The sequence below is a fragment of the Enterobacter sp. EC_64 genome (assembly GCF_019584165.1).
GTDB classification, from domain to species: Bacteria; Pseudomonadota; Gammaproteobacteria; order Enterobacterales; family Enterobacteriaceae; genus Enterobacter; species Enterobacter roggenkampii.
This window is the reverse complement of the sequence record NZ_VDAS01000015.1, coordinates 66489-84927: the sequence shown is the minus strand read 5'-3', so window position 1 is coordinate 84927 and position 18439 is coordinate 66489. Positions and strand designations below refer to the sequence as shown.

The 18439-nt window shown below is 58.3% G+C and carries 19 protein-coding genes; 6 read left to right on the top strand and 13 right to left on the bottom strand.

The window, feature by feature from the left end; all coding sequences use genetic code 11:
- Positions 1–40: 40 nt before the first annotated feature.
- Entirely contained in the window at positions 41–493 is a 453-nt protein-coding gene (locus tag FHC52_RS13950; RefSeq protein WP_014830062.1) for a DUF1198 domain-containing protein, read from the bottom strand.
- Positions 494–592: 99 nt separating this feature from the next.
- On the opposite strand from FHC52_RS13950, the gene FHC52_RS13945 reads away from it, so the two are divergent.
- Complete coding sequence (locus FHC52_RS13945) at positions 593–1495, top strand: LysR family transcriptional regulator (RefSeq protein ID WP_126288218.1); 903 nt, start codon at positions 593–595, stop codon at positions 1493–1495.
- On the opposite strand, the gene FHC52_RS13940 is transcribed toward FHC52_RS13945, so the two are convergent.
- From FHC52_RS13940 to FHC52_RS13895, 10 genes are all read right to left on the bottom strand, one after another.
- On the bottom strand, positions 1483–2487 hold the full coding sequence (locus FHC52_RS13940; protein WP_126288220.1) for an alpha/beta fold hydrolase: 1005 nt from the start codon (positions 2485–2487) through the stop codon (positions 1483–1485). The genes FHC52_RS13945 and FHC52_RS13940 overlap by 13 nt on opposite strands.
- Positions 2488–2647: 160 nt before the next feature.
- A complete protein-coding gene (gene uhpT, locus FHC52_RS13935; protein ID WP_126288222.1) occupies positions 2648–4039 on the bottom strand; it encodes a hexose-6-phosphate:phosphate antiporter in 1392 nt (463 codons plus the stop codon).
- 132 nt (positions 4040–4171) lie between these two features.
- Positions 4172–5491 (bottom strand): MFS transporter, encoded by a 1320-nt coding sequence (locus FHC52_RS13930; protein WP_126288224.1) that lies wholly within the window; start codon positions 5489–5491, stop codon positions 4172–4174.
- The gene (gene uhpB / locus FHC52_RS13925; RefSeq protein ID WP_126288226.1) at positions 5484–6989 is read right to left on the bottom strand and encodes a signal transduction histidine-protein kinase/phosphatase UhpB; all 1506 of its coding nucleotides are present in this window, start codon (positions 6987–6989) and stop codon (positions 5484–5486) included. The genes FHC52_RS13930 and uhpB overlap by 8 nt, the downstream gene beginning before the upstream one ends.
- Entirely contained in the window at positions 6986–7579 is a 594-nt protein-coding gene (gene uhpA, locus FHC52_RS13920) for a transcriptional regulator UhpA (protein WP_021242693.1), read from the bottom strand. Before uhpA ends, uhpB begins: the two co-directional genes overlap by 4 nt.
- An 82-nt stretch (positions 7580–7661) precedes the next feature.
- Positions 7662–7949, bottom strand: coding sequence for an acetolactate synthase small subunit (gene ilvN, locus FHC52_RS13915; protein ID WP_008500144.1), 288 nt, complete (start codon positions 7947–7949; stop codon positions 7662–7664).
- 3 nt (positions 7950–7952) lie between these two features.
- The gene (gene ilvB, locus FHC52_RS13910) at positions 7953–9641 is read right to left on the bottom strand and encodes an acetolactate synthase large subunit (protein ID WP_220420118.1); all 1689 of its coding nucleotides are present in this window, start codon (positions 9639–9641) and stop codon (positions 7953–7955) included.
- A gap of 106 nt (positions 9642–9747) precedes the next feature.
- A complete protein-coding gene (gene ivbL, locus FHC52_RS13905; protein WP_071789119.1) occupies positions 9748–9846 on the bottom strand; it encodes an ilvB operon leader peptide IvbL in 99 nt (32 codons plus the stop codon).
- Between the two features lie 107 nt (positions 9847–9953).
- A complete protein-coding gene (locus FHC52_RS13900) occupies positions 9954–10433 on the bottom strand; it encodes a type VI secretion system tube protein TssD (RefSeq protein WP_023326385.1) in 480 nt (159 codons plus the stop codon).
- A gap of 205 nt (positions 10434–10638) precedes the next feature.
- Positions 10639–11343 carry a hypothetical protein gene (locus FHC52_RS13895; RefSeq protein WP_032654336.1) on the bottom strand — a complete coding sequence of 235 codons (705 nt, stop codon included), beginning with the start codon at positions 11341–11343 and terminating at the stop codon, positions 10639–10641.
- Positions 11344–12034: 691 nt separating this feature from the next.
- Between FHC52_RS13895 and tisB the strand changes: the two genes are divergently transcribed.
- The 4 genes from tisB to emrD all read left to right on the top strand — a co-directional run bounded on the left by tisB (position 12035) and on the right by emrD (position 14891).
- On the top strand, positions 12035–12124 hold the full coding sequence (gene tisB / locus FHC52_RS23035) for a type I toxin-antitoxin system toxin TisB (RefSeq protein WP_008500146.1): 90 nt from the start codon (positions 12035–12037) through the stop codon (positions 12122–12124).
- Between the two features lie 64 nt (positions 12125–12188).
- Positions 12189–12635: a GNAT family N-acetyltransferase gene (locus tag FHC52_RS13885; protein WP_032654331.1), complete on the top strand. Its 447-nt coding sequence runs from the start codon at positions 12189–12191 to the stop codon at positions 12633–12635.
- 62 nt (positions 12636–12697) lie between these two features.
- A complete protein-coding gene (locus FHC52_RS13880) occupies positions 12698–13531 on the top strand; it encodes an EamA family transporter (protein ID WP_025910714.1) in 834 nt (277 codons plus the stop codon).
- Positions 13532–13706: 175 nt separating this feature from the next.
- The gene (emrD, locus tag FHC52_RS13875) at positions 13707–14891 is read left to right on the top strand and encodes a multidrug efflux MFS transporter EmrD (RefSeq protein WP_023293703.1); all 1185 of its coding nucleotides are present in this window, start codon (positions 13707–13709) and stop codon (positions 14889–14891) included.
- On the opposite strand, the gene FHC52_RS13870 is transcribed toward emrD, so the two are convergent.
- Together FHC52_RS13870 and dsdC are read right to left on the bottom strand one after the other, a co-directional pair.
- Positions 14794–15882: a cellulase family glycosylhydrolase gene (locus tag FHC52_RS13870; RefSeq protein ID WP_032654324.1), complete on the bottom strand. Its 1089-nt coding sequence runs from the start codon at positions 15880–15882 to the stop codon at positions 14794–14796. The genes emrD and FHC52_RS13870 overlap by 98 nt on opposite strands.
- Before the next feature lie 84 nt (positions 15883–15966).
- Positions 15967–16893 carry a DNA-binding transcriptional regulator DsdC gene (gene dsdC / locus FHC52_RS13865; RefSeq protein ID WP_032654322.1) on the bottom strand — a complete coding sequence of 309 codons (927 nt, stop codon included), beginning with the start codon at positions 16891–16893 and terminating at the stop codon, positions 15967–15969.
- A 204-nt stretch (positions 16894–17097) separates the two neighbouring features.
- Here dsdC and dsdX point away from each other — a divergent pair, with 204 nt between their 5' ends.
- Positions 17098–18435, top strand: a complete 1338-nt coding sequence (gene dsdX / locus FHC52_RS13860; RefSeq protein WP_032654320.1) for a D-serine transporter DsdX — start codon at positions 17098–17100, stop codon at positions 18433–18435.
- The last annotated feature ends 4 nt before the right edge of the window (positions 18436–18439 follow it).

Sequence of the window (18439 nt, the reverse complement as noted above, 5' to 3'; positions counted from 1 at the left end):
TAATGATGATGCCTTATACTCATCATCACGGTTCGTGATATCAGTGCAGGTAAAACACACCCTCTTCTGGCAGAAAGAGCTGGTTGTAACGCAGCTGGAAAGCGTTCAACTCCTGCGGATCCGGCTCCATCTCGCGCATAAAGCCAAGGGCGAGGCGGATTTGCGCATCGGTGATCGGCGCGGCCAGGCGGGCTTTACGCAACATGCGGTGCCAGGTGTGGAGATTCTCTTCGCTACCGTCGACGATACAGACCTGCCAGATGAGCAGCACCTGGGCAGCGTTTTGCAGATGCGCCTCGTCCGGGCGTTCAAGATAGCGGATAAACTCATTGCCGGGCGTTTTACCGAACTGATCGATCATCGATTCTACCGGCATCGGGGTGATACCCAGCCGTTCGCTCAAGCGTTTGATGGCGCGGCGGGAATCCGAGGTCAGGACACGAAACCCAACCACAAACACCACGGCAAGTGTTGCCAGCATTATCCAGACCATGCGTTCTCCTTTGAATAGCCGCTCATCATAGCGGGAAACGCAGGGTATCGACAGCGGGCACGGCCATAATAGTGAACTGAAAAAAGGTAGAACATCGTCATGAAAACGGATCTGCGCATGCTGGATCTTAACCTGCTGAAAACGCTCGACGCCCTGCTGGATGAACGCAGCGTCACCCGCGCGGCGGCGCGTCTGGCCCTGACCCAGCCGGCGGTCAGCGGCATGCTGAACCGCCTGCGGGATTACTTCGACGACCCGCTGTTTATCCGAGCGCCCCACGGCATCGTACCCACGACGCGTGCGGAAGCGCTGGCCGCGCCGGTGAAGCGCATCCTGGCAGATATCGACCTCCTGCTGCAGCCGGTGGCGTTTGACCCACGACAGGCCACCCTCACCTTCACGCTTGCTGCCACCGATTACGCGCTCCGCGCGATCGCGGTGCCGTTTATCGCGGCACTGAAGGTGCGGGCACCGGCAATACGCGTGCGGGTTATACCTGTCGATTCCGAGCGCATGATGAACCAGCTTGAACGCGGGAACGTTGACGTGGCGCTGATCACGCCCCACACCACGCCAGACGACCTGCACAGCCGGGCGCTTTATGATGAACGGTACGTTTGCATGATGCGTGCCGACCACCCGGACGCGGGCAAACCGCTCTCTCTGGCGCGCTTTTGCGCCCTTGAACACGTGCTGGTCTCTTATGAGGGTGACAGTTTTCGCGGCGTGACGGATGGCGCGCTGGAAAAAATGGGCCGGACGCGGCACGTGGGGTTATCGGTGAGCAACTTCCTGGTACTGCCGGATGTACTGGCGATAAGCGATATGATCGCCGTGGTACCGTCACGGATAGCGGAAAACCAGACGGGAATGTTTGTCTGCGACACACCGGTTCCGGTGCCGGGTTTCACCAAGTGCATGGCCTGGCACGCAAGAACACACCGTAACCCCGCGCAGATGTGGCTGCGCGGGTTGTTGCTGGAAACCTGTCAGCGCGCCTGAAGCCCTTTCAGCAGTGCCTCGTGGAAGCGTGCAGGATCCTGCATCTGCGGCGCGTGCCCCATGTCGTTGAACTCGACCAGCGTCGCGTGCGGGATGCGTTTCGCCGTCTCCTTCCCCAGCACCGCATAGTTGCCGAGCGTTTTGCGGATCTCAGGCGGGGCGAGATCTTTCCCGATGGCGGTGTTGTCCTTCGTGCCGATCATCAATAATACCGGCATCTTTAGTTCACTAAATTCGTAGATCACCGGCTGGGTGTAAATCATGTCGTAGAGCAGCGCCGAGTTCCAGGCCACACGTTCTTTTCCCGGCCCGTTGTTCAGTCCGGCGAGCATGGTGACCCAACGCTCGTACTCCGGCTTCCACGCTCCGGCGTAGTAGGTATTTTTCTCGTACTGACGAATGCCCTCGGCGCTGACCTTCAGCTCGCGCTGGTACCACTGGTCGACCGTAATATGCGGCACGCCGCGCGCTTTCCAGTCTTCCAGACCAATTGGGTTGACCATCACCAGCTGCTCCACCTGCTGCGGCCACATCAGTGCGTAACGGGTCGCCAGCATGCCGCCAGTCGAGTGGCCGATAACCGTCACGCGATCGACGCCGAGCGTTTTCAGCAAGGCGTGGGTGTTATCAGCCAGCTGCTGAAAGGTGTACTGATAGTGCTCCGGTTTGGTGGATTTACAAAAGCCAATCTGGTCGGGAGCGATCACCCGATAACCGCTGGCTGAGAGCGCACGGATAGTGCCGTCCCAGGTACCGGCGCAGAAGTTTTTGCCGTGCATCAGCACCACGGTGCGGCCGTTGGGTTTTTCCGGCTTCACGTCCAGATAAGCCATATCCAGAGACTGTTCCTGGGAGGTAAACGTAAAGTGTTTTACCGGCCAGCCGTAGTCGAAACCTTCCAGCTTCTCGCTGTAGGTGGGCGCATCCGTAGCCATTGCGGGGGTTGCCAGCGCCATCAACAGCGCCAGGCAGGATAATCGTCGGGTCAACATGCAAGCTCTCCCATAGCAAAAGGAATAAGGCTGCGCGAAAGGCGGCAGCAAAAAAACTGTAGAGCAAGGAGAGGGGCGATTGTGTAAAGCGGGGTAAAAACTGGAATTTAAAACAAAAAAGCCCGGCATCACACACCGGGCAAAGAAGTCACCTGCACACTCAGGCTGCTTTTAATTTCTGCACACGATTTTCACGGCGAATTTTACGTTCTTCCAGCACCGCGACCATCGCCATCAGGACGATACAGCCGATCGCTGCCGCATCCAGCGCCGCGAAGGTTCCCGCCCAGCCGGTGAGGCCGAAAATTGGCGTGCCGTCGGCGATCATCCCCAGACCCAGCTTGGCAAAGCTGTCGCCGATCAGGTAGGCGAAGGTGCCCTTGATCCCGTCGGCGGCGCCGATCGCTTTTTTCGGGACGAAGCCCACTGCCGCCACGCCGATCAGCAGTTGCGGACCAAACACCAGGAAGCCGAGCGCAAACAGGGATGCGAGGTAAACGTACTGGTTGCTGGCGTGTTGGTAGACGCCGAGGGTAGCGATAATCAGCGCCAGCGCGATGCAGGCCACCAGCGCGCGACGGCCGTTGGCAAGGTCGGAGAGCCAGCCCCACAGCAGCGTGCCGACCAGCGCGCCCACTTCGAACAGGGTGAAGCCCTGAATCGCCACCTCTTTAGAGAGCTTAAGCTCCTGGAAGGCGTACACGGTAGACCACTGGTCGATGCCGATGCGCACCACGTAGAGGAAGATGTTTGAGAAGCAGAGCAGCCAGATCACTTTGTTTTTCAGCACGTACTCAACAAAGATCTGCCATTTGGTCATCTCGTTCTCTTCGGTCTCTTTGTCCTCTTCGCTGATCTCCTCGCCGAACAGCTCTTCGGCTTTGCCGAGGCCGTAGGATTCGGGGGAGTCGCTGCCGAAGCGCAGGCCGATAAAGCCGACAATCAGGGCGATAATCGACGGGAAGATAAACATACCGATGACGTGGCCGTCGAACAGGTAGTTTGCGCCAAACAGCGCCACGCCTGCCGCACCCGCCCCGCCGAGGTTATGGGAGATGTTCCACATGCCGAGGTACGACCCTCGCTTGCGGCGCGGCGTCCATTTGGTGATGGTGGAGTAGCTGCACGATCCGCCGGTACTCTGGAAGAAACCGCTCAGGGCGTAGAAGGCGATCATCAGGAACAGGCTAACGGACCCTGCGCCCATGCTGGCGCTGAAGCCGAGCATACAGATGGCGGAGAGGATCAGCATAAACGGCAGGAACTGCTTGGTATTTTTGCCGTCCGCGTAGTAGGAAACGACCGTTTTCCCCACGCCGTAGGTGATGGAGAAGCCCAGGCCAATCATCCCCAGCTGCGTCATGCTCAGCCCGTAGGTGGAGATCATGTCGTTCTGCGCGATATTAAAGTTTTTGCGGATCAGGTACATGGTCAGGTAGCCGATGAAGACCACCAGATAGGACTGCATGAACGGTTTGAACCACATCTTGCGCCGCACGTCGAGCGGCAGATCCAGGGTCGGCTTGCGCACCTGATTTAAGAAGGCCAGCATGGTTGGTTTACTCCTGAGCTGATTTTTGCAGCATTGTAAAAATCAGCCGGGAGAGATGCCTGAGACAGCGTCCAGGTAAAACCGGGAAAATTTCTTAGTTTTGCGCCACTCGGGGCGAAAAGGTGAGGCGCATCACATCACACTGGCTTCACGCGGGGCCTGCGCATGTAAAAACGGCAGCAGCAGGAGGGCGGAAATTCCCGCCGCGATGGCGATCACCGCGAAGAAGCCGCTCCAGTGCCAGATGTCGATCACCCGCGCTAGCGGCCAGCCGGAGAGCGATGCGCCGAGGTAGGCAAACAGCCCGACAAAGCCCGTCGCCGCGCCTGCCGCCTCTTTATGGGAGCACTCTGCCGCCGCCATGCCGATGAGCATCTGCGGGCCAAAGACGAAGAAGCCGGTGGTGAAGAAGCACGCCGCCTGCATGACGTAGCTGGCGAACGGCATCAGCCACAGCGAGCCAACAGAGAGCAAAATCCCGGCGGCAAAAATCAGGTTCATCGGGCCGCGGTTGCCGTTGAACAGCTTATCCGAGCCCCAGCCCGCCACCAGCGCGCCGATAAACCCGCCCAGTTCGAACATCGTGACCGCCGAGTTAGCAGTGACCAGGTCCACGCCGAGCGTCTCGGACATGTACAGATTGCCCCAGTCGTTGATGGCCGCGCGCACCACGTAGACCAGCACGTAGCAGAGCGAGAGGAGCCAGATGTAGGGGTTTTTCAGCACGTATTTGGTGAGGATCTCCTTGCGGGTCAATCCCGCGCCCTCCTGCTGCTGGGCAATCTCCATCTCGTCGTGCCGCCAGTCGCCCACCGCAGGCAGGCCCACGGTCTGCGGCCTGTCACGCAGGCGCCAGCAGAGGAACAGCCCGGCGACAATCGCCAGGCCACCCGCAATCATCATCCCCGCGCGCCAGCCGTAGTGCAGCGCCGCGGCACCCACCACCATCGGGATCAGCGCCCCGCCGACGTTGTGCGCGGTGTTCCAGACGGCCCACCAGCCGCCGCGCTCGTTGCGCGAGTACCACGCCGTGAGCAGGCGGGCGCAGACCGGCGCACCCCAGCCCTGGAAGAAGGCGTTCAGCGCCCACAGCAGGGCAAAGGCCCAAAGCGAGGTAGAGAAACCAAACAGGATGTTCACCACGCCGGTGGCGATCAGCCCTACGCCCATGAAATAGCGCGCGTTGGAGCGATCGCTGACGATGCCGGAGAAGAACTTCGACAGGCCGTAGGTGATGTAAAACAGCGTCGCCAGCAGGCCGATGTCGGTGCGCGTCATCACGCCGCTGGCGAGAATTTCCGGCGCGGCGGCGTTGAAGCTTTTGCGGGTGAAGTAGAACAGCGCGTAGCCGAGCCAGATGGCGATCAGAATATGGCGACGCCAGTAGCGGTAGCGGGCGTCGATTTCCGCTTTGTCGCCAATCGGCGCGGCGCTGGCAGGGGTTTTAAACATGATAACTCCGTAGCGGCAGGCTGACGCTGACGCGCGTCCCGTGGGTGCAGGAGAGGTTCAGCGTGCCGCCCAGCGCCTTGACGCGCTCGCGCATGCCCGCCAGGCCAAAGCCCTGGTGGCCGGAGCCCGGCGGCAGGCCGCAGCCGTCGTCTTCAATTATCAGCATCAGGCGTTCGTCCTGCTGCCAGCCCTGTATCGTGACCGCGCTGGCATTGGCGTGTTTAACAATATTGTTCAGCCCTTCCTGACAGACGCGGAAAAGGGTTACGCGCTGGCCTTCGCTCAGCACAGATTCGTTAATTCGCCAGTCGAGATGGCTGACAATGCCGCGGCTTTCAAGCTCCATCTCGCGCATCAGGGAACGCACCGCCTGCTCCAGCGACAGGTCGTCGAGCTGGCGCGGACGCAGCCTGCCGAGCAGGCGTCGCACCGAGTCATACACGCCCAGTGAAAGCTGCTCGATATGCGCTCCGCCCTGCTTCACGCCCGCGTTTTCCGCCGCCAGACGCTGGACAATGCCCGCCTGGGTGCGGATGGCGGTGATCGTCTGGCCGATATCATCGTGCAGCTCGCGGGCGACCTCCTGCCGCACGCTCTCTTCCGTCTCCAGCAGGCGTTCAGCCAGACGCCGGTTGCGCGCCAGCTCGGTTTGCAGGGACTGGTTCAGCTCGCGCAGACGCTGAATACCCGCCCCGAGCAGCAGCCCGGTCAGGCTCTGGGCCAGCAGCGAGAGCAGCAGATCCACCGGATGGTCGTGCCAGGTCTGGCTGGCAATCAGCGCAATGGCGTTCATCAGGGTCGCGATCAGCGCCCCCTGCCAGCCGTAGTGCCAGGCCAGGGCAATAATCGGCAGCGCCAGGCAAAACGGCGTAAAGCGTGAAAGCTCGGCAGGTAGACCCAGCTGAAGCCAGAGGCTCACCACGAACAGCAGCAGATACCAGATGAGATGCCTGGCGCGCCAGTTCACCGGTTGGGACACCAGCCCCGGACCAAGCGGCTGCCAGACGGTGCTGGAGAGATAGTGCCAGATAACGAGGCAGGTCGGCGCAAGCGTCAAGCCGCCGGTGAGGGTGAGCAGCAGCGCGTTGAGCATCTCCTTATCGCCAACCCACGGCAGGGACTGCAGCAGCGCGGCGGCAATCAGCGCCGCCCCCTGGCGCAGCAGCGTGCGCCAGTCGCGCTGGTGACGATAGCGGGAAATGAGCGCAACCGGGAGAAGCGTAAGCAGGCTTCCGGTCATCAATAATGGCAGATGCGCCAGAGCGACCTCCTGCGCCAGCCAGACCAGCAGCAGCCACTCTGCGCCCAGCAAAACGGGCCAGTAGCCGCGCGGGCACTGGAGCATTAACCCCAGTCGCAGGCCGAAGGGAAAGAGCAGCACCGCCAGTTCAGGACGTTCCACCAGATGCAGGCTGATGCTCCACAGGCAGAACCACGCGGCAGAGAAGATAAAAAAGCTCGCAACGACGGCGATCAGCCGCGAAAACACGGGACTCATTGCCAGCTGTCGAACATGCGGCGCGCCAGCTCGACGTCGTTGCTGACGTTGAGTTTTTCCATCAGGTTGGCGCGATGGACGTGCACGGTCTTCGGCGACAGATCCAGCTCGGCGGCAATCTCTTTTACCGACATCCCCTGCGCGAGCTTCTCAGCCACCTGACGCTCGCGCCGGGTGAGCGGATCCTGTCGTCCGGCCGCCAGCTTGATGGCGATTTCCGGCGTCAGGTAGCAGCCGCCGGTGGAGACGGTGCGCACGGCGGCAATCAGCTCGTCCGGGCTGCAGCGTTTAGAGAGGAAGCCGCGTGCGCCCGCGTTGAGTGCCTGCTCGACCAGCGCCGGGCTGTCGTGGACCGAGAGCATAATGGTCGCCATTCCTTTCGGCAGCTGGCTTAACAGCTCCAGCCCGGAGAGATCCGGCATCGAAATGTCGCAGATACAGACCTGCACCCCGCGCCCCGGCAGGCCCGCCAGCGCCTCGCGGCCGGAGCCAAACTCGGCCACGACCTGGAAATCCGGTTCGAGGTTGAGAAGCTGGGCAAAGCCAGAGCGGACGATAAGGTGGTCGTCGATAAGGGCGATGGTGGTCATGTGTGTTCCTGCGGTCTGAAAAAGCCGGATGGCGCTGCGCTTATCCGGCCTACAAGAGCGAAAGACGCTTACCTTAAGCGATCTATTCGAAGAACACCGCAATTTTGTTAAACATGGTGGGATCGGACTGGTTGCGCGCCACGTTGGTGACATCTTCCAGCTTGTCGATCTGCGCCATCATCTGCTCCAGACGCTGGTCATCGTTGACCAGTAGCCAGATGCGGCTGTGCTCGCTGCCCTGAATCGGCAGACAGAGAATGCCTTCCACGTTAAACGCCCGGCGGGCAAAGAGCCCGCAGACGTGGGTCATGACGCCAGGGTGGTTGCGGACGGTGAGTTCCAGAATGACGTTATCATGTTGTTTCTGCATGGCTTATTCTCCCACCATCTCAGTATTTGCCGCACCCGGCGGCACCATCGGATACACTTTTTGTTCAGGGTCGATACGCACGTGGATCAGCGCCGGGCCCGGACGCGAGATCGCCGCCTGCAGCGCCGCGTGGGCATCCTCTTCCGCGTTCAGATCGCAGGTGTGCAGGCCAAAGCCGGCGGCAATCTGCATAAAGTTAATCATCCCCGGATAGGTCGCCGCAAACACGCCCTGCTTGTAGAACAGGCTCTGCTGCTGGTGCACCAGCCCCAGCGCCTCGTTGTTCATCAGGATGATTTTCACGTCTAACTGGTTTTCGGCTGAGGTCGCCATCTCCTGAATGTTCATCATCAGGCTGCCGTCACCGGAGAAGCAGATGACTTTGCGGTCCGGATTCGCCAGCGCCGCACCCACGGCGGCGGGCAGGCCAAAGCCCATGGTGCCGAGGCCGCCGGAGGTCAGCCACTGGCGCGGACGGTTCAGCGGGTAGGCCTGGGCGGTCCACATCTGGTGCTGGCCCACGTCGGTGGTGATAATCGCGCTGTCGTCCACGCAGGCGGCAACGGCGTTGATAAGACCATAGTGGCTCAACGGGTCGCCTTCAGTTGGGATCGCACCCGGGAACTCGCGCTGCAGATCGGCCACCAGCTGGCGCCAGTCGGCGCGATCGGTCGCGTCGGTTTGCGGGATCAGCTGCGCCAGCACTTCGGCCACGTCGCCCTGAATCGCCACGTGCGGCTGCTTGATTTTACCCAGCTCGGCGCGATCGATATCCACGTGAATGATTTTCGCGTTCGGGCAGAACTCCTCGGTTTTGCCAATCGCCCGGTCATCAAAACGCGCGCCCATCACAATCAGCAAATCCGCCTCTTGCAGGATGTAGTTGGTGCTGCGCGCGCCGTGCATGCCCAGCATCCCCAGGGACAGCGGGTGCGCTTTTGGCAGCATGCCGAGCGCCATCAGGGTCATGGTGGTCGGCAGGTTGGCTTTTTCCGCAAACTGGCGGATTTCATCCGCAGCGTTAATCGCCCCGCCGCCCAGATAGAGCACCGGGCGTTTGGCGGCGTTAATCATGGCGGCGGCGTCGCGTACGCTCTCAGCGCTGAACTCCGGCGCGGGGGCACGCTCGCCCGGCTCCGGCAACACGTCGATCTCGATCTCTGCGGTCTGGACATCCTTAGGAATGTCTATCCACACCGGGCCCGGGCGGCCGGACTGCGCAATGCGGAACGCATCGCTGATAACCTGAGGAAGCTCTGCGATGTCGCGAACTAAATAGTTATGTTTGGTGATGGGGATAGAGATGCCGTAGGTATCCACTTCCTGGAACGCATCGGTACCGATCATCGAGGACGGCACCTGGCCGGTAATGCAGATCAGCGGAATGGAGTCGAGGCGCGCGTCGGCGATGGCGGTGACCAGGTTGGTTGCGCCCGGCCCGCTGCAGGCCATACAGACCGCCGGTTTACCCTGCGTGCGCGCCATGCCCTGAGCGATGAACCCCGCCCCCTGCTCGTGGCGCGCCAGCACGTGGCGGATCTGCGTGCTTTGGCTTAACGCATCGTACAGCGGCAGCACCGTGCCGCCAGGGATGCCCGCAACCGTGGTGATGCCCTGTCGCTCCAGCAGATGAACGATCAGCTGCGCGCCGGTAAAACGCGTCTTGGTGGATGTTGTGCCCGAACTTGCCATGCTCCAGTCCTTTTCTTCTGGGCCGACTTTCCGGGGAGGGTCCTAAACGAAAAACCCCGCCCGGTTTGCGCCGGCGGGGTTTTGGATTCGTGTGTTGATCCAGTCCCTACGGCGCATTGCCGACGACCACCACCACACGCACGACGACCACTGCGGCTGGTTGCGCAGTTTTTAGTAGGGTCGAAGTGAAGAGGGATGAAGTCATTGGGGACCTGTGTTTGGAATCATTGATGGAATTTATACAAACACAGGTTTTCGGGCGTGACAATGGAAATATTTTCATCTGCGCAAAAATGCGTCAGGGATCACGTTTCAGTACGTTGCCCGCTCATTCCAGGCGTCACTATAGATGACATTGCCGTCGCAATGCTTCCAGGTGATTTTCTCATAGCGTATGAGAACCGTTTCAAGGTGTGTTCCCGTGTTTGCGCCGGGATACAGGTCTGGTGTGATTGAGGTTATTTTCACATTCTCCAGGAGGATATTAAAATATTCCTGTTCTAAACCCGCCTCATTAATCTGATACATCTTAATGATGGCTGACTGGAGTGTTCTTCCCGTACTCAGCGCACGAAAGAGAAGCGGGGTTACACGATCAAATTCTTTCTGGAACATGATGGGCATGTGTATGCGCGTGCCCGTCAATTTCCCGGTATTCCCGTCGACTGGGATGTTGACATTATGAGTGAACGATTTGAGTTCAATTGAACCTTCACGCCCTGTCACAAGGCAGGGGCCAATCATGGGGGAACCATTTTCATCTGTAAGAAATAAATAAGCCGGATTTGACATAAAGAATCCCTTTTTTAAAACTCAATCGTACTTATCAAAGCGACCGAAAATTATTGGATGAACAATGATAAATACACCGATAGCAATAAATGTGAGTAATACCCAGTAGTCAGGCACCAACCACAGAAACAAAGAGGCGCATACAAAAACATAAACGGGAAATAAAATATCAGTAAAGAGAATTGATAGCAGACTCTTAAACATGCTACTTGTCCCTTAAGTCGTCATAAATCGCTTCAAAATCCCTGTAGAATCCCATTTGAACTTTCTTAATCAGTTCAGACAGGAATGGTTCAATAAAGTAATAGAGCATCTCCAGTTGTGCGGCATAGAGGGTGGCGTAATACTTTGGGTCCAACGTTTTCAGGCGACGAGCAGCAAGCGCGCACTTCTGGTCCGTGCCAATGAGTTGAAATGCCATGACAACGTTCGGTACACGACGTGCAAGCCGTTCGACGACGATTTCTGAGAGCAGGCCAGATTTGGAGAGATATATTGCCAACCCCCATGCTATTGCTAAACGCGCTGCTTTGCTTGTCGGGATATTTTTAACAAGTCCGGTTACCTGTGAACCCGTCTTGCGGGCGCGATTTTGTTCATTTCCATTTTCAGAGTCATTTAGAACACTTTTAAAATAAAGATAGAGCATCTGTGCTATTACATCGCGATAACGGTAAAGAGACACAATTGAGAGGTACATCCTCTTTTCTTCTGAGAGAAGTTCATCACATACATCGTGATAGCTGGGGATTAAACATGATGAGTACCAGCTTACACGCTCCATTCCTGAATAGATATCAGAGCCGACTCCCTTTAATGCTTTCCATGTCCCGGCAACGCCTTGCTGTCCATAAAGAGCCAACTGCCTGTCGCTCTGGAACTTCATCTTCAAATAATCCGATGCTTGCATAACATTTCCATATCATGCCTGTGGTTATAAGAATATACATTGAAAAGCAGTGTAATTCAAACCAGTGAAATTCCCTCACAAATACATTCACGAGAAAAATAATTTGATTATATATTATTTTTTAAGGCTATATGCGATGCGGTTTTAATAGCCTGGTGCGTCTGTTGTTTATATTAAATGGCTTATTTGGTGCTGCATCTCGTAAAATTATCCTGGTACCCCTGCATAAAATTGATTTCTTAAGAAGCCTGACCAGGCCACTGCTTATCCCGGTATTTTTTGTGGGCAGACCAGAAAACAAAAAACCCCGCCGAAGCGAGGTTTTTATCAGGGTTTTGCGGTTGGTCGCCGCAGAACACACTGTGTTACGTCAACGCAAAAAGTATACGCGATCGAAGACGAACGCGCAATTCCGGCACGGATTTTGACGTTTTTGAGTATGGATCTCCTTCCAGATTTTGTCTACAAAATACTGTTCATACGTACAGTATTTATCTATACTGAGGGTGTTCGCAGTGAGCGAGGGGGCCGCAGTTCTACCGGCGCAACGAAGTCCTGGCTGAAACGGGTGGTGCCGTCAGTGCCTTAACCCCTGAAGTGAGCACACTGTGTTACGTCAATCCAGGTGCTGGCAACAGGCGGCGGAAAGGTACGCCAGCATCGTGCTCCTTTTAACCAAAAGGAGACGCGTATGAGCGTAGTGGATATGGTGATACTTATCCTCAAACTCATTGTTGCTGTACTGCAACTGCTTGATGCTGTCCTGAAATTCGTTCGGTAATTCAGGTTCAAGTCGCACCTGAGAGGGGCGGGCAACCGCCCCTCTTTAATAACGAGGGAATGCTATGTCGCGTCTGTTAATTGAGCCTGTCACGCCAGAAGAGCCGGGGTACATCGCCCTGAAGGCTGAAAGTATCGCATCGAATTTCAACATGCTGCGCAGGCTGGAAGAGAGCTGGCAGCGGGGTGAGAACCGCTTTAACGCGCCGGGTGAAAAGCTGCTGGGGGCGTTTCTCAACGGCAAGCTGGTTGGCGTGTGCGGTCTGAATCGCGATCCGTTCAGCCAGCAGCCGCGCGCCGGGCGTATTCGCCATCTCTACGTCAGCGAGAAGTGCCGCGGGCTGGGGATTGGCAAGCAGCTTTTGACCGTGGTGATGGCCGATGCCAGCATCTGGTTCGATTTCCTCAATACCCATGCGCCGGACGCTGCCTACGGATTTTATCGCCAGGCAGGGTTTACGCTGGTCTCGGACGAACCGCGGGTGACGCACCGCCTTTTTTGTGCGGTGTAACCGGCTGGCAGCTTCAGGACGTGAATGTTACAGTTGAGTGACAATTCATCACCCGATACGCCATGACCCTCACCGTATTCTGCATTTTGCTGTTCGCCGCCCTGCTGCATGCCAGCTGGAATGCCATTGTCAAAGCCGGAACGGACAAGCTCTATTCCGCGATTAGCGTCAGCGGCTCCGCCACGCTGATTGCCCTGGTGCTGCTCCCCTTCTCTCCACAGCCCTCTGCCGCAAGCTGGCCGTTTTTGATCGTCTCCTGTGCCTTACAGGTGGTCTACACCGTGCTGGTCGCGAAGACCTATCAGGTTTCCGATATGAGCCAGACCTACCCGCTGATGCGCGGCACCGCCCCGCTGCTGGTGGCGCTGATCAGCGTGCTGGTGCTCGGCGATCGTCTCTCCTGGCTCGCCTGGTCCGGCATCGGGGTAATTTGCCTGTCGATTCTGGCGATGGCAATGAACGGGCGCATGCAGTCACGCAAGGGGATCTGGCTGGCGCTGCTGAACGCCTGCTTTATTGCGGGATATACGCTGGTGGACGGCACCGGCGTGCGGCTGTCGGAGACCGCGCTGGGCTATACGCTGTGGACCTTCTTTATGAACGGCTTCTGCCTGCTCGGCTGGGCGATGGTCGCGCGTCGGCGCGAGGCGTCCGGCTACCTGCGTCTGCACTGGAAAAAGGGGCTGCTTGGCGGGGTGGGGACCATGGGCTCTTACGGTCTGGCGCTGTGGGCGATGACGCAGGCGCCGCTGGCGGTGGTCGCGGCGCTGCGTGAAACCTCCATACTCTTTGGCGCGCTGATCGCTTTTTTGCTTTTAAAAGAGAAGGTTGCGGGCCTGCGCATTGCAGCAGCGCTGGGTATCGCCGGCGGCGCCATTCTGCTGCGCCTGGCGTAAAGCACTGGCAACATTAGTTGCCGTTCTTGTTTACAAATCCTGCCTTTACCGGTTTTTTCATTCACCGCGACAATGCTTAAATTGTCATCTCTCTGTGGTAGATTCCTCGCGCATTTATGGGAATGCGCAGTCACTTATTCTTCATTTTTCTCTTTTGGCAAAAGTATTCAGCGACATGAAAAAGCAACGGAACGTTAACTTATTGTTGATGCTGGTGTTACTGGTGGCCGTCGGTCAGATGGCGCAAACCATCTACATTCCGGCGATTGCCGACATGGCAAAGGAATTGAACGTCCGCGAGGGCGCGGTACAGAGCGTAATGGCGGCCTACCTGCTGACCTATGGCGTTTCGCAGCTCTTCTACGGCCCGCTCTCCGACCGCGTCGGGCGTCGCCCGGTGATCCTGGTGGGCATGAGTATTTTCATGGTGGCGACGGTAATTGCCATTACCACCCATAGCCTGACCGTACTGATTGCCGCCAGCGCCCTGCAGGGCGTGGGGACCGGCGTTGGCGGGGTGATGGCGCGAACCTTACCGCGCGATATGTATCAGGGCACCCAGCTCCGTCATGCCAACAGTCTGTTGAATATGGGGATTCTGGTCAGCCCGCTGCTGGCCCCGCTGATCGGCGGCCTGCTGGACACGATGTGGTCCTGGCGCGCCTGCTACGCCTTCCTGCTGGTGCTGTGCATCATTGTCACCTTCAGCATGGCGCGCTGGATGCCGGAAACGCGTCCGCAGGACGCGCCGCGCACGAAGCTGATCGCCAGCTATAAAACGCTGTTCGGCAACGGCGCGTTCACCTGCTACCTGCTGATGCTGATTGGCGGCCTGGCGGGTATCGCGGTGTTCGAAGCCTGCTCCGGCGTGCTGCTGGGCGCGGGGCTGGGCCTGAGCAGCATGGTGGTGAGCATTCTGTTTATTCTGCCGATCCCGGCGGCGTTCTTCGGTGCGTGGTTTGCCGGTCGACCAAACAAGCGCTTCTCCACCCTGATGTGGCAGTCGGTGATCAGCTGTCTGCTGGCGGGTCTGATGATGTGGATCCCGGGGCTGTTTGGCGTGATGACCGTCTGGACGCTGCTCATCCCGGCGGCGCTGTTCTTCTTCGGCGCGGGGATGCTGTTCCCGCTCGCCACCAGCGGCGCGATGGAGCCGTTCCCGTTCCTTGCAGGTACGGCGGGCGCGCTGGTGGGCGGTTTGCAGAACATCGGTTCTGGTGCGCTGGCCTGGCTCTCGGCGATGATGCCGCAGACCGGGCAGGCTAGTTTGGGCCTGCTGATGACGCTGATGGGGCTGCTGATTTTACTGTGCTGGCTGCCGCTGGCGTCGCGTGTCCCGCATCACGAGCAGCCGGTTTAACCGCATGATGGCCCGGCTTCTCGCCGGGCTTTTCACAGACGGGCGCAATCATCGCCTGCAGTAACGGCTCTGGCGCTGGCCGCCAGGCCCCCTCTTCCCCGTCGTAAAACTGGAAGTCCGCGTTAAGCGCATACGGAATTTTCGCCTTTTGCAGCTCGCAGGCCATATAGGTGGCAAAGGCCATTTGCGAGGCGGTTGGCGTTAAGCGACTTGACTCCCCCACGCCCCAACCCCCGACCCAGCTAACGTGCCCGGTTTTTTGCTGCCAGTGCAGCGCGGCATTGATGCGGTTACGGATAGCCGCTTTCTCCGCCGCCGTGCCGGATGTCCACGGGTATTTACCGCCATTTTTCAGCGGCCCCCACGGGAAAATATGCCACTCCGCCAGCAGATAGGTTTGGCTGTGCGCGGGCAGCTTCAGGCTGGATAACTCCTCCGGCGCGGCACGCAGGCGTGGCGCAATGAAGATCATGCGCTGCGGGTCGATGTCGTGGATCGCTTTAATGGTTTTTTCATACACGCGGTTTAGCGACGCCAGATTGTGGTTAAGCTTGTCGGCAGGCTCATAAATGAGATCAAAACCCAGCAGCGGGTAGCTTTGACCGAAATAGTGCGCCACGGCAATCCACCAGTTGACCGTCTCTTTCTCGTTATCGGCTTTCGGGTCGTTTTTATATTCATCAGCCTGATAAGCGACTATCGGGATCACGCCATACTGCTCACAGGCTTCTACCAGCTTGCGCAGGTGGATCAGCCGAGCTTCCGTCGGCTCGTCGGCCACGCGGATGCGCACGTGGGTAATGCCTTTAGCCCGAAAATCGCGGACCACCAGCGGGTCGAATTCGCGTATGCCGCGCTCGGTGCGCGCCCAGTCCACATCCATACCGACGCCAAGCTGCTGCGCATAACGGGCAGCCGTCAGCGGCGGCTCAGCGGCAATGGCCCAGCCGGAAGAGATCAGTAACGCGGTCGCTATAAGAGGCTTTAACACGGTTTACCCTGGATAAATCGAAAGCATTACCTGTATTTAGCACGCTTTTTCACATTTGGTGTAGCGCGAAAGCGTAATAATTCTTCAACCTGCCAGTTCTCTCAGCCAGCCGATAAAGGCGTCTATTTTCGGCCACTGTCGGCCCGAAAGCGTCGATACATAGTAGTGCTGATGGCATTTCAGGGTCTTGTCACCAAACGGGGCGATCAGTTCGCCCCGTTCAAGCCGTTTTTGCACCAGCCGCTTTCTGCCCATCGCGACGCCGACGTGGTTGATGGCCGCAATAATCGCTAAGTCGGAACGATCGAAACCAATACCCGACGATGGCGGCATATTCACCGCAAAGTGCTGCGCCCAGGTCAGCCACTCATCCGTACCGGAATCATTGCTCCAGGCCTGACGGTCGTGCAGCAGCGTGCAGTGGCTAAGGTTATCGGGGTTTTTCAGCAGCTCATGCTCGCGGGCATACTGCGGCGAGCAGACGGGCAAAATCTCTTCGTCCATCAGGAAGTGATGAGACAGATGGTTTGGCGGCGTATCGTCGAAATAGAGCGCCAGATCGACGCCCGTTCGCTGCATATTGACGTAATCATTGCCGGTCAGGACGGTGAGCGATATTGACGGATAGCGGCGGGTAAAGTCACCCAGCATGGGTACCAGCCAGCACTGAGCGATCGACGGCCGGGAGTAGACCGTCAGCGTGCCGGACAGCGCCTGGTTTTTGATGTCCAGGATCTCCTGATTCAGGGTGTCGAGGGACGATTTTAGCGTCCAGTAAACGCGCTTTCCCTCCTGCGTCAGCTCGACTTTACGGTGCGAACGGACAAACAGCTGAATACCCAGCTCTTCTTCGAGCAGGTTGATGCGGTGGCTCACCGCGCTGGGGCTGAGCGACAGCTCCTCCGCCGCCAGCGCGAAGGATTCATGCCGGGCCGCCACTTCAAAGGTGTACATTTTCGACAGCTGCCAGCCGTTGAGCAGCCGGTTTCTGGCTTCATTTGCATCGGTCATCACAATTCTCACGCGTGGTTTCTGCGCTCAGCATACTGTTTAAGGGTGAATTTATGTGAACCTAATGCGGATTAAGTGCGTTTTTTAGAGCGCAGTCACTCAGTTGATTCAATCTGGCTCACCTGAACGCCAATTTATATCGTTTGTCAGCCCACGCCGCTTTTTCGTCCAATACCCCCAGATGACATAAGGGTGAGGTGAGATATGGGATCTCAGGTCTGGGTTGTGGCAACGCTGCTGGTCAGCATTGTGTTGATTGTTTTAACCATCGTAAAACTGAAGTTTCACCCGTTCCTCGCGCTGCTGCTGGCGAGCTTTTTCGTCGGCGCAATGATGGGAATGAGCCCGCTGGATATGGTAAACGCCATTGAGAGCGGGATTGGCGGCACGCTGGGCTTCCTGGCGGCCGTGATTGGTCTGGGCACCATTCTCGGCAAGATGATGGAGGTTTCCGGCGCGGCAGAGCGCATCGGGATCGCCCTGCAGCGCTGCCGCTGGCTGTCAGCAGACGTGATTATGGTGCTGGTGGGCCTGATCTGCGGCATTACGCTGTTCGTGGAAGTGGGCGTGGTCCTGCTGATCCCGCTGGCGTTTTCCATCGCCAAAAAGACCCACACGTCGCTGCTCAAGCTGGCCATTCCGCTCTGTACCGCGCTGATGGCGGTGCACTGCGTGGTGCCGCCGCATCCGGCCGCGCTGTTTGTGACCAATAAATTAGGGGCGGACGTTGGGACGGTAATCGTCTACGGCCTGCTGGTGGGCCTGATGGCCTCTCTGGTCGGCGGCCCGCTGTTCCTGAAGCTGCTCGACAATCGTCTGCCGTTTAAACCGGTTCCGGCGGAATTTTCAGACCTGAAGGTGCGGAAGGAGCATACCCTGCCGTCGCTGGGCGCCACGCTGTTTACGGTGCTGCTGCCGATTGCCCTGATGCTGGTGAAGACCATCGCTGAACTGAATATGGCAAAAGACGGCACGCTGTATACGCTGCTGGAGTTTATCGGCAACCCCATCACCGCCATGTTTATCGCCGTGTTTGTCGCCTACTACCTGCTGGGCATCCGCCAGCATATGGGCATGGGCGCGATGCTGACCCATACCGAGCACGGCTTTGGCTCTATCGCCAACATTTTGCTGATTATCGGCGCAGGCGGCGCGTTCAACGCCATCCTGAAAACCAGCGGACTGGCGGACTCGCTGGCGCAAATTCTCTCGAACCTGCACATGCACCCTATCCTGCTCGCCTGGCTGGTGGCGCTGGTGCTGCATGCCGCCGTAGGCTCCGCCACGGTCGCGATGATGGGCGCCACGGCCATCGTCGCGCCGATGCTGCCGCTCTATCCGAACGTCAGCCCGGAGATCATCACCATTGCCATCGGTTCCGGCGCCATTGGCTGCACGATCGTGACCGATTCCCTCTTCTGGCTGGTGAAGCAATACTGCGGCGCGACCCTGAATGAGACCTTCAAATACTATACGACGGCGACGTTTATCGCCTCGGTGCTTGCACTTGGCGGCACATTCCTGCTTTCTTTCATTATCTGAGCGC

Excerpts from the sequence above, each read along its gene's own strand:
- FHC52_RS13950 (WP_014830062.1), bottom strand. The coding sequence starts at position 493 with ATGGTCTGGATAATGCTGGCAACACTTGCCGTGGTGTTTGTGGTTGGG.
- FHC52_RS13945 (WP_126288218.1), top strand. The coding sequence starts at position 593 with ATGAAAACGGATCTGCGCATGCTGGATCTTAACCTGCTGAAAACGCTC.
- FHC52_RS13940 (WP_126288220.1), bottom strand. The coding sequence starts at position 2,487 with ATGTTGACCCGACGATTATCCTGCCTGGCGCTGTTGATGGCGCTGGCA.
- uhpT (WP_126288222.1), bottom strand. The coding sequence starts at position 4,039 with ATGCTGGCCTTCTTAAATCAGGTGCGCAAGCCGACCCTGGATCTGCCG.
- FHC52_RS13930 (WP_126288224.1), bottom strand. The coding sequence starts at position 5,491 with ATGTTTAAAACCCCTGCCAGCGCCGCGCCGATTGGCGACAAAGCGGAA.
- uhpB (WP_126288226.1), bottom strand. The coding sequence starts at position 6,989 with ATGAGTCCCGTGTTTTCGCGGCTGATCGCCGTCGTTGCGAGCTTTTTT.
- uhpA (WP_021242693.1), bottom strand. The coding sequence starts at position 7,579 with ATGACCACCATCGCCCTTATCGACGACCACCTTATCGTCCGCTCTGGC.
- ilvN (WP_008500144.1), bottom strand. The coding sequence starts at position 7,949 with ATGCAGAAACAACATGATAACGTCATTCTGGAACTCACCGTCCGCAAC.
- ilvB (WP_220420118.1), bottom strand. The coding sequence starts at position 9,641 with ATGGCAAGTTCGGGCACAACATCCACCAAGACGCGTTTTACCGGCGCG.
- ivbL (WP_071789119.1), bottom strand. The coding sequence starts at position 9,846 with ATGACTTCATCCCTCTTCACTTCGACCCTACTAAAAACTGCGCAACCA.
- FHC52_RS13900 (WP_023326385.1), bottom strand. The coding sequence starts at position 10,433 with ATGTCAAATCCGGCTTATTTATTTCTTACAGATGAAAATGGTTCCCCC.
- FHC52_RS13895 (WP_032654336.1), bottom strand. The coding sequence starts at position 11,343 with ATGCAAGCATCGGATTATTTGAAGATGAAGTTCCAGAGCGACAGGCAG.
- tisB (WP_008500146.1), top strand. The coding sequence starts at position 12,035 with ATGAGCGTAGTGGATATGGTGATACTTATCCTCAAACTCATTGTTGCT.
- FHC52_RS13885 (WP_032654331.1), top strand. The coding sequence starts at position 12,189 with ATGTCGCGTCTGTTAATTGAGCCTGTCACGCCAGAAGAGCCGGGGTAC.
- FHC52_RS13880 (WP_025910714.1), top strand. The coding sequence starts at position 12,698 with ATGACCCTCACCGTATTCTGCATTTTGCTGTTCGCCGCCCTGCTGCAT.
- emrD (WP_023293703.1), top strand. The coding sequence starts at position 13,707 with ATGAAAAAGCAACGGAACGTTAACTTATTGTTGATGCTGGTGTTACTG.
- dsdC (WP_032654322.1), bottom strand. The coding sequence starts at position 16,893 with ATGACCGATGCAAATGAAGCCAGAAACCGGCTGCTCAACGGCTGGCAG.
- dsdX (WP_032654320.1), top strand. The coding sequence starts at position 17,098 with ATGGGATCTCAGGTCTGGGTTGTGGCAACGCTGCTGGTCAGCATTGTG.